Origin of the sequence: Paraburkholderia sp. UYCP14C (assembly GCF_004197395.1) — a bacterium.
GTDB lineage: Bacteria > Pseudomonadota > Gammaproteobacteria > Burkholderiales > Burkholderiaceae > Paraburkholderia.
On sequence record NZ_SELS01000076.1, the window covers coordinates 21,406 to 30,859 of the forward strand.

Consider the following 9,454-nt stretch of genomic DNA (forward strand, 5'->3'; position numbering starts at 1 on the left):
GAGAGCCAATCATGTTCGAGCGGGTGCGGGCGATGCTGGTCAAGGAGTTTCTCGAACTGAAACGGGACCCATGGGCGTTGTTTCGTCTCGTCGTGCCGCTGATCATCCAGGTGCTGATCTATGGCTACGCTGCGACCTTCACGGTCAATCATGTTCGTGTCGCGCTGCTCGACCTCGACCGCAGCCAGGCGAGCCGCGATCTGGTATCGCATTTCATCGCCACCGGGCGTTTCCAGCTCGTCGACGAGGCCGCGACGCAGCAGCAGATCGAGCACTCGGTCGGCACCGGCCGCGCGACGCTTGCCATCGTCGTCCATGCAGGTTTCGCGCAATATTTGCAGAATGGACAGAGCGCGCCGCTGCAGGTGATCGTGGACGGCTCCAATTCGAACACGGCGCTGATCGCGCTCGGGTACGTCAATCAGGTGGTCGCGCAATTCCAGAGCGACTGGATGGCACGCGCGTGGCCGGTCAGCGCCGGCGCGGCGCCGCCGGCCGTTACGGTCGCGTTGCGCGAGCGTCCCTGGTTCAATCCCGACCTCGACGATCGCTGGTTTTTCATTCCGGGCGTGGTGGGAACGCTCACGCTGATGCAAGTCGTCAGTCTGACGGCATTCGCGGTCGTGCGCGAGCGCGAGATCGGCACGCTCGAGCAGATCATGGTGAGCCCGATCCGGCCGTTCGAGTTCATTCTCGGCAAGACGGTCCCGTTTTTTCTGATCGGCGTCGGCAACGTGGCGATCGTCACCACGATCGGCGTCGCGTGGTTTCGCGTGCCGTTCGTGGGCAGCGTGCTCGTGATGCTGGCCGGCGTGACGTTGTTCCTGCTGGCGACGCTGGGAATGGGGCTGTTGCTGTCGACGTTTTCGCGTACGCAGCAGCAGGCGTTCGCGCTGAATTTCTTCCTCGTCTTTCCGCTGTTCATCCTGTCCGGCTTCGCCTTTCCGATTCCGGCAATGCCCGCGGTTTTGCGCTGGCTTACTTACCTCAATCCGCTGCGCTACTTCCTCGTGGTACTGCGCGCGGAGTTCCTGAAAGGAGCGGGCATACAGGTGCTGTGGCCGCAGCTCGCCGCGCTGGCGATACTCGGTGTCACCTTGATGGGGCTCAGCATCATGCGCTTTCGCAAGTCTCTCGACTGAAGAGCAACAGAGTGGTTTCCTTCCTGATGAGATTGCCAACATGAAATACAAGGACTATTACGCGATCCTGGGCGTGGAGCGCACGGCGGCTCAGGACGACATCAAGCGCGCGTATCGTAAGCTTGCGCGCAAATACCATCCTGACGTCAGCAAGCATGCCGACGCGGAGGATCGTTTTAAGGAATTGGGTGAGGCCTATGAAGTGCTCAAGGATCCGGAAAAGCGCGCAGCCTACGATCGCATGGGTAGGGGCTGGCGCAGCGGAGAGGACTTCCAGCCGCCGCCGAACTGGGACGAAGGTTTCGAATTCAGCGGCGCGGGTGAGCAAGCCGGCACGGATGCCGGCCTCAACGATTTTTTCGAAGCGATGTTTCGCGGTGCACGAGCGGCACATGCGCGGCCCTCGCATGCGATGGGACAGGATCACCACGCCAGGGTGTTCATCGATATCGAAGATGCCTATCGGGGAGCACAGCGCTCGATTTCGTTGCAATTGCCTACCGTCGATGCGCACGGCCATGTATCGCTGCGGGCACGTACGTTGAACGTTTCCATCCCGAAGGGCGTGCGGGCCGGGCAGCACCTGCGGCTCGCAGGGCAGGGAGGGACCGGCGTGGGCAACGGCCCGGCGGGGGACCTCTACCTGGAAATCGCGTTTCGCGAGCATCCGCACTTTCGCGTCGATGGCTCCGACGTCTTGCTCGACTTGCCGGTGGCGCCCTGGGAAGCGGCGCTCGGCGGCCATGTCACGGTGCCGACACCCGATGGCAAGGTCGACATGACGATACCAATGGGCTCGGCGGGCGGCAGGCGCCTGCGGCTCAAGGGCAAGGGAATTCCCGGCAAGCCCCCCGGGGATCTGTATGTGATATTGAACATCGTATTGCCGCCGGCCGACAGCGAGCCGGCCAAAGCCGCCTACGACAAGATGCGGCAAGCGTTTAACTTTGACCCGCGTGCGCGGCTTTATGGGTAACTCATGATGAAGAACTCCGGGATGACCTATCTGGCAGGACAGATCGTCGATGAAGCCGTTGAATTCACGCTCGTCGACATGAGTCGGATAACTGGTGCATCGGCAGAAGAAATAATCCTTTGGGTTGCTGAAGGCGCTTTCGAGCCGAAAGGCGCCGGTCCACAGGAATGGCGGTTCAGCGGCGCTTCGCTGTGCCGTGCGCGCACCGCTTTCCGGCTGGCTCGCGATCTTCAGATCAACGCACCGGGCATTGCGCTCGCGCTCGATCTGCTCGACGAAATCAAGGCGCTGAAGACAAACCCTGAACGGTCGTCTGGCGACTGAACGGGACCTGTCAGTCAGCGCTGTCCGCACGCTGCCTCGATGCGCTCTGCGGTGATATCGGGCATGCCCGCGTGTTTCTTGATTTCCATCACTGGCCGGAACGGCAGCGCGCCTGCTCTGACCAAATGCGGACCGGAGTCCGCCCGAAGAGATCGTCGACCGTGGCGCTTGCGGCGGCCCTGCGGCTACGTCTCGCCGGTGACTGCGGAGGCGGGTTGGTGCGATCTCACGGATGAGAACAAGTGGGCCGCCGCATCCGGCTCGCCGCAGTGCTCGAGGATGGAGGCACGCACGCGCTCCAGCAAGCGCGCCGTCGCGGCAAAGTCGGCGCCATCGGGTGCGACAGGCGGCAGAACCGCGATCGTAATAGTGCAGCGCAGCGCAACCGGAACGATGCGCTGTCCGGTGATACATGTCGTCCAGGCCAACCTGCTACGTGCGAGAACATGACGTCCCTCACGTAAATCGCGCGGATTTAGTTCGACATCAGCACCGGCACAGCCATCGATTGCAGCAGCGTACGCGTCACGCCGCCCCACACGGCTTCGTGCCAGCGCGCGTGACCGTATGCGCCCATCATGATAAGGTCGCTGCCGTGAGCCTGCGCGCACGACAGCAACATGCTCCCCGCGCTCGCTTCGGTGGCGCCCTCGAGTTCGAGCACGTCGATGACCGCGTCGTGACGGGCGAGCGTGCGCGCCATGTCGGCGCCCGGAATGCGAGCGCCAAGCGGTGGGTCCGCCGGGCCATGCACCGTCACGATGATGTTCTTTTGCGCACGGGAAATGAACGGCAGGGCGTCGTGAATGGCACGGGTCGCCTCACGGCTTCCATCCCAGGCGATCAGGATCCGGCTGCCGACGCTCGGGAATACGCCCGTGTAGGGCACGAACAGCACGGGGCATCCGGCTGTCATCAACAGCTGCTCACCAACGTGATCGTGGATATATGTTTCGGGGGCGTTCGGGTTTGACTGGCCGGCGATAAACAGGTCGGCCAGACGCGCGTACCGTACGATGCTCCGCCTGTCGCTCGTGTCACTGCACCGGAATTGCCCGGCGACGCCCGCGTGCCCGCACGCTGCCTCGAATGAATCGCGCAAAGCCGCGCGCCGCTGGTCGCTCTGTCGTATCACTTCCGCGTACATCCCGGCCGCGCCCGGGATCGCGGAGACCACGTGAGCTTCTGGAATCGGCGCGACGTCCAGCCCCACCAGTTGGGCATCGAACTGGCGGGCGATGCCCAACGCGATATCGAGGCGCTGCTGCGCGGCTTGGCTATCGTCCAGATGGACCAGCAAATTGCGGTAGTTCATCGCATTGACTCCGTCGGCATGCACAAGGCGTCTTCGCACGTGACTGAACCAGTCTAGGAAGACAGGGCACCACCGCGTTGACGCAAGTCAATGGGATTCAGGGCCTGGCGGGTTTCACAGCACCACGGGATTCGCCAGCAGAAAGGGACGCTGCGATCGTGCAGATCAACGCCGCTCAATCCACTCGTTGCCGTCCTTGACGTAACACCGTTTGACCGCCGCCCATGCCACGCGATGCGCGATTTCTTCGTGACGCGCATCGGCGGCGTAGCCCTTGTACGCCGCGTTAAATGCAGCCCGATACATCTCCTGCGCGCGCTGCGGCAGATGATGCCGAACCGATGCGGGCAGATCGGCATTGCTGAAATCGGGCATTTCGTTTTCCGGTCGAGGAGTCGGCGTTTGCGTCGCGTGCAGGGGTTCATACGATACCGACACCGCTACACTGATGCGGGCTCTGCAGCACCGCCGTTCAGGCGCGATCCTGGTTTGAGAGACTTGCATCGTCGAGCAGCAGGGACCACCGGGCGGCGGCTCCGTGGCGTCGGTTATCCCGGCTGGACCATGCTGAAACCCGCGAGGCGGCCGAGCGGCTGCTATGGCGGTAACAGCGTGCAATCAACCAGGCTACTGTGTGCCAAACCACTTGTCATGGGATCCGCTGGTATGTGCCATCCTCGCGCAAGGCAATTAGCGCACTGTCCACACGCCTGCGCAACTGGCTGTTCATCGGAAATACAAAGCCCACATCGTTCTTGTTGAAGTCTGGGCCCGCCATCCGCACCAGTCCCTTTCCTTCATGGGCTGCACGGTAATCCAGGCCCGCCGCGCCCAGCACCACGGCATCCACGTCACCATGCTGCAGTGCCAGATAGACATGGCCGAGGTCGGGGAATTCGCGCACCTCAACATTGTGTTCCCGGAGATAGCCGATGGCGGAACCACCGTGTAGTGTGGCGACCGCTTTCCGGGCAGATCATCGGGACCATTGACGACGCCCTGGATCTGTTCCACCGTCAACGTCGTTGTCAACTGTGCGGTGTAGAACGCGACGAACACAATGCCCACGAACATCCACAGGACAGCGAGCATTCGGGCCAGCCAATGAGGCGGAGGCTCATCACCCTGTGTCATCAGCGTCGTGGCTGCCCAGTACATCATACGAAATATGCCGGGGAAGTATTTCAGAGTGGAACCGGTGGCGTTGTTTCCCTGCCAGCGCTGGACGAACCACATCAGATGCGCTGCAGCTACGACAATTAGCAACGCAGCGCCGAGCCAATAGACACTAACCCGCGAAAACACCAGATTCAACAAGTCGCGTAGCGGCCTGGGCGTCGCGGGCTTTCCGGTATCCAGTACCATGACACGCAAGCCCACCTCCATGATCGGATATGAGAAATCGAATTCGAGATCGCGCTCGGTCGTATAAAAAAGGCCGGAAACGGCTACATCCGCTTTGCCGGAGCGTAAGTCATCGAAGACATCCTTGACGTCATGTGCCATCTGGTAGCGACTATTAACGTTCATCTTCGCTGCGATCGCCTTCCAGAGATCAATGCTGAACCCGGTGAGTGAACCCTGCTGCTCGACGACAAATGGCGGAAGAGCGAACGTAGCCACACGTACGGGAGGGCTTGCAGGCTGTGCCAGTGCTCCTGAAATTAGCGTTATCGACAGCAGAAGCGCTTTGCACAACCGGCTATACATATCGCCTCCGGATTCAATTTTCTTCCCGTGCGCGCATCGCTTGCCTACGTCCGGACAAATATGAGGACGCTTAGGCACACTCATAGCAGAGCACCAGTTTGTGAACTTCAACTTGATCACGATCAGGAAGAAATTGCGCTTCTGATCTTGCGGGCAGCGATGATAGCTTTCCAGAGCTCTCCCAGCACGCTCGTCGCCATCCCCGGCTGATAAAGCCTCGCCGGGATTTGGCCGAGCCGCGACTTCCTGCTCAGCTCTCAGGTGCGGACACAACGGGCACGATCGGCGTCGAACCCGTCTTATGCGGGTTGGAGGATGAACCGTAATCTGGGTGCCTTCGGCCTTCTGGCTGTCTTTCTCGTAGATTAACTCTTCCGCAATAGCAGGAGCCGACATTGGGACGCGGCGTTGATCTCGGTCAACGCCTCTTGAATTGAAAGAGGCAACATTTTCAACTGCACGATTTTCTGTGCGCGTGGCGCTGCGATGTATCCGTCAACGCTCTTCGATGCAGTACTCAGTGAGTTGGTTGACGCATCGCCCAACAACGAGCTTTCAACATTCACTTCTGCAGTGACCGTGTTGATGCACTTGTTTTGCGGCGCAGCTCCTCGCAAAGGGCGTCGTCAAAGGAGGCACCGATGGATGACGACTATCTCGCAAGTCAATCCCGCCGCAAGCTGCTTCGAGCAACCGGCGCGGGTTCCCATCTGGCTGGTTGATTACGCCTGCGGATGGGCGGCCCGCGATGCACTCGTGCACGTGATGACGCTTCCCTAGGCCGCGCACGCAGACGACGCCGCCGCGCGCGCGTCGGGCGGGAGCCCCGATGGCCTCTCCGGTCCGGATCTCGCGACCGCCAACGCGGTGCGTGACTCGCTTGCGCTTTGTCTTTTAAGCGTGCTTTTATCCCGCCCGTCGAAGCTTATCCTGCTGCTCTGCTGCTGCCTTTTTATGCAGCGACCGTCGTGTGCGGCGGGGCCGTTCAGCTACTGACAACCGCGCTATAGGTCAACAGTTGCCAGATGTGGAACGCGGGAGCACTGGCGATTGCCGAACGAAGCGGCCACAGCGCGAAGCGGTCGATCAAGGAGGGCCGCCGGAGCGCCTCGAGTCCGAACACAAGCGCATTCAGGGCGATCAAGAGGAGCGTCACTGTTCGGCGACCTCGGGCGACAGTGCAAATCAGCGAAGGGGCTTCAGATCGGATTACGTCTACGAACACGCGCACCGTTGATCTGCATCAGAGGTCTCGCGCTGCCGCGGGACGAATCTGTTTCGTGTCGTCTTGAGCCACGATTCGTCGAAGACGATACACCACAAGCAGACTGAGGAAAAACTCGCCTGGCACAGCGTGGTGGCTTGGTCAGGATTCGCCCGTGAAAACTCAAGGAGTCTTCGATGACCCTATCGGCAGACGTGCAGCAAGGAACCTGGTCCGTGAATGTGCAGACGGATGCTGCGCAAGACGGCGGCTTCCAGTCGACCATCCATGTCAAGCATTCTTCGCCAGACGGCGCCTTTGAACATAGTTTCCACCACGCGAAAATCTTCGCCACTGAGCGCGAAGCGGTGCTCGAAGGGCTGCGTGAAGGCATGACCTGGATCGCGCTGAAGACAACGCGGACCATCACCGTGTAGAGCGTGTCACGACGGACGCAAACGCAGGCGTGCACGTTGGCGTTCCGATTCCGGATGAGCACTCGCCGCGTTTTTCGCGGTTGCCATGTCCATCCGTACTGGTCCGCCCCCGTTTGCGCTTGACCTGAATCAACGGCGCAGCGAAGGGGAGATTCAGTACGAACCGCAACTGGACAATCAGGGCGGACTGCTAAGAGATGCAAAACAACGAGGCGCCGTCTGGCCATATGGAGACCGACTGGCGGCGACGCGCCCGTACAGCGCACTGCTCCCACCCGTCGAACTGGAGGAAAATCATGCACATTGGAAGCATCAGCACCCAGCCTGTCGAAACCTGCACTGCCGATTGCAGCGCGCTTGCGTTGGCCGAACGCATGCGCCATGCCCATGTAGGTGACATCGTGGTCGTCGAATATCGCGATGGCGAGGCCGTGCCTGTTGGACTGGTGACCGACCGCGATCTCGTCGTCGGAGTCATGGCAAGCCGTGAGGATCCTGACCGGTTTACGGCCGGGCAGATCATGTCGCGCGGCCTGGTCGTAGTGTCGGAAACCGACGAGATGACAGTGGCGCTAGACGAAATGCGTCGTTCTGGCATACGCCGCCTGCCGGTCGTCGACGATTCGGGACGTCTCACTGGCATCGTCACACTCGACGATATCGTGGAATACCTCGCCTCATTGCTCGGCGGAATTGCACAGGTCAGCAAGCTGCAAAGAGTCGAAGAGCAACGCTTCCGCAAGTAGCCGATACTGGCGCAGCGGCACGATCGTCCGCACCAGCGCGTGCAGGGCGAAGGAAACCTGAGATCCAGTCTATGGGCGACGGCCTCGGAAATAGCGCTGCGTCTCACACGCAGCCTTTGTGCCTGTTCCTGTGCGGCGACGTGATGCCGGGGCGCGGTATCGACCGGATCTTGCCGCACCCGGGAAGGCCGCAACTCTTCGAACCCTATGTCCGCTCGGCAAAGGAGTATGTGAAGTTCGCAGAGCGCGCTAGCGGAAAGCTGCCGTTACCCGCCGGCTACGCGTATCCATGGGGCGACACGCTCACCGTGCTGGCACAGCGTGGGCCTCATGCGCGCATCATCAATCTCGAAACGGCGGTGACATCCAGCGATGCTCACTGGCCCAACAAGGCCATTCACTATCGCATGCATCCGGCCAATCTGGCATGCCTGACGGAAGCGAGTATCGACTGCTGCGTTCTGGCGAACAATCACGTGCTGGACTGGGGGAGGGCGGGGCTCGACGAGACGCTGAGATCGCTCCATGAAGCGGGAATCCGCACTGCCGGCGCCGGACGCGATGCATCGCAGGCCGCCGCACCGGCTATCGTCGACATCGCGGGCCGCGGGAGGGTGCTCGTCTACGCATATGGGTGTGAATCGGCCGGGGTGCCGCAAGCGTGGGCGGCCAGAGCGGGACGAGCAGGCGTCAACTACCTTCCCGACTATTCGCTGGAGCGCGCCGACGCGATCGCACGCCATGTCGCCCGAGGGCGCTGCGCAGGCGACGTCGTCGTGATCTCGCTCCATTGGGGCGGCAACTGGGGCTTCGGCGTATCGAGCATGGCGCGAGCGTTTGCACGGCGGCTCGTCGACGAGGGCGCAGCCGATGTCATTCACGGACATTCGTCACACCACATTCAGGGCATCGAGATCTATCATGGCAAGCCGGTGCTCTACGGCTGCGGCGATTTCTTGAACGACTATGAAGGCATTCCCGGACACGAGAGCTATCGGCCCGATCTCACGCTCATGTATTTTCCGGTCGTGAATCCGGCAAGCGGCAATCTCGTAGAATTCACGGCCGTGCCGATGCAGATCCGGCATTTTCGTACAGGGCGTGCGCCGGACGACGGCGCATCGTGGCTGCATGCGACGCTTTCACGCGAAAGCAGCCGCTATGGCGTGGACGTGAAGCGTGACGCGTGCACGAACACTTTCACGCTGCGATGGTGAATGCTAGTTCCGTTGAGCCTGTGCTGAAAGCTGAAAAGGGGGCACAGGACAAAAATGTCTCCACGTTCAACGTCTACGTGCGCCTATATGCCGTCTCGATCGGATCGACAGCATGTAACAGTGGCCTGGCCAGCAGCCCTGAATATGCACGACCTTGAAGCCGCGGATTAACACGGACGAGGCCGAGGATGAGGAGCGCTGCTGGCATCGCCGCGAAGGTGCCGGTCGGGTTGACATGCGTCAAGGTAATGCGCCGGTTCGAGCCGACAATGAAATCTCCAATTCTTGAAGGAGATTCGTCATGAAGGCAATGTCCCAGGCGTAGTTGAAGGTTGAAGGCGGCGGTTCCCCGTTGGGAATCCGAGAGAATCGGGTTTCCACGA

At 61.1% G+C, this 9,454-nt stretch carries 10 protein-coding genes; 6 read left to right on the forward strand and 4 right to left on the reverse strand.

The window, feature by feature from the left end; translation table 11 throughout:
* Nucleotides 1–11: 11 nt before the first annotated feature.
* From EVC45_RS38340 to EVC45_RS38350, 3 genes are read left to right on the forward strand one after another with little or no spacing between them, the layout of a single operon-like run.
* Complete coding sequence (locus EVC45_RS38340; RefSeq protein WP_129963321.1) at nt 12–1,142, forward strand: ABC transporter permease; 1,131 nt, start codon at nt 12–14, stop codon at nt 1,140–1,142.
* Nucleotides 1,143–1,182: 40 nt separating this feature from the next.
* The gene (locus tag EVC45_RS38345; RefSeq protein ID WP_129963322.1) at nt 1,183–2,118 is read left to right on the forward strand and encodes a DnaJ C-terminal domain-containing protein; all 936 of its coding nucleotides are present in this window, start codon (nt 1,183–1,185) and stop codon (nt 2,116–2,118) included.
* 3 nt (nt 2,119–2,121) lie between these two features.
* On the forward strand, nt 2,122–2,442 hold the full coding sequence (locus EVC45_RS38350; RefSeq protein ID WP_129963323.1) for a chaperone modulator CbpM: 321 nt from the start codon (nt 2,122–2,124) through the stop codon (nt 2,440–2,442).
* A gap of 475 nt (nt 2,443–2,917) precedes the next feature.
* Here EVC45_RS38350 and EVC45_RS38355 read toward each other — a convergent pair whose 3' ends face one another.
* The 3 genes from EVC45_RS38355 to EVC45_RS38370 all read right to left on the reverse strand — a co-directional run bounded on the left by EVC45_RS38355 (nt 2,918) and on the right by EVC45_RS38370 (nt 5,863).
* Nucleotides 2,918–3,757 (reverse strand): universal stress protein, encoded by an 840-nt coding sequence (locus tag EVC45_RS38355; protein WP_129963324.1) that lies wholly within the window; start codon nt 3,755–3,757, stop codon nt 2,918–2,920.
* A 165-nt stretch (nt 3,758–3,922) separates the two neighbouring features.
* Nucleotides 3,923–4,132, reverse strand: coding sequence for a ChaB family protein (locus EVC45_RS38360; protein ID WP_129963325.1), 210 nt, complete (start codon nt 4,130–4,132; stop codon nt 3,923–3,925).
* A 351-nt stretch (nt 4,133–4,483) separates the two neighbouring features.
* Nucleotides 4,484–5,863 (reverse strand): transporter substrate-binding domain-containing protein, encoded by a 1,380-nt coding sequence (locus EVC45_RS38370; protein ID WP_129963326.1) that lies wholly within the window; start codon nt 5,861–5,863, stop codon nt 4,484–4,486.
* 1,005 nt (nt 5,864–6,868) lie between these two features.
* Here EVC45_RS38370 and EVC45_RS38380 point away from each other — a divergent pair.
* The 3 genes from EVC45_RS38380 (at nt 6,869) to EVC45_RS38390 (ending at nt 9,071) form a co-directional block, all read left to right on the forward strand.
* Complete coding sequence (locus EVC45_RS38380; protein WP_129963327.1) at nt 6,869–7,108, forward strand: hypothetical protein; 240 nt, start codon at nt 6,869–6,871, stop codon at nt 7,106–7,108.
* A 296-nt stretch (nt 7,109–7,404) separates the two neighbouring features.
* The gene (locus EVC45_RS38385; protein ID WP_129963332.1) at nt 7,405–7,854 is read left to right on the forward strand and encodes a CBS domain-containing protein; all 450 of its coding nucleotides are present in this window, start codon (nt 7,405–7,407) and stop codon (nt 7,852–7,854) included.
* 71 nt (nt 7,855–7,925) lie between these two features.
* The gene (locus EVC45_RS38390; RefSeq protein ID WP_129963328.1) at nt 7,926–9,071 is read left to right on the forward strand and encodes a CapA family protein; all 1,146 of its coding nucleotides are present in this window, start codon (nt 7,926–7,928) and stop codon (nt 9,069–9,071) included.
* A gap of 73 nt (nt 9,072–9,144) precedes the next feature.
* Here the strand turns inward: EVC45_RS38390 and EVC45_RS46305 are convergent.
* Nucleotides 9,145–9,454 (reverse strand): hypothetical protein (locus EVC45_RS46305; RefSeq protein ID WP_211193546.1); only part of this gene is annotated, 310 nt, incomplete at its 5' end.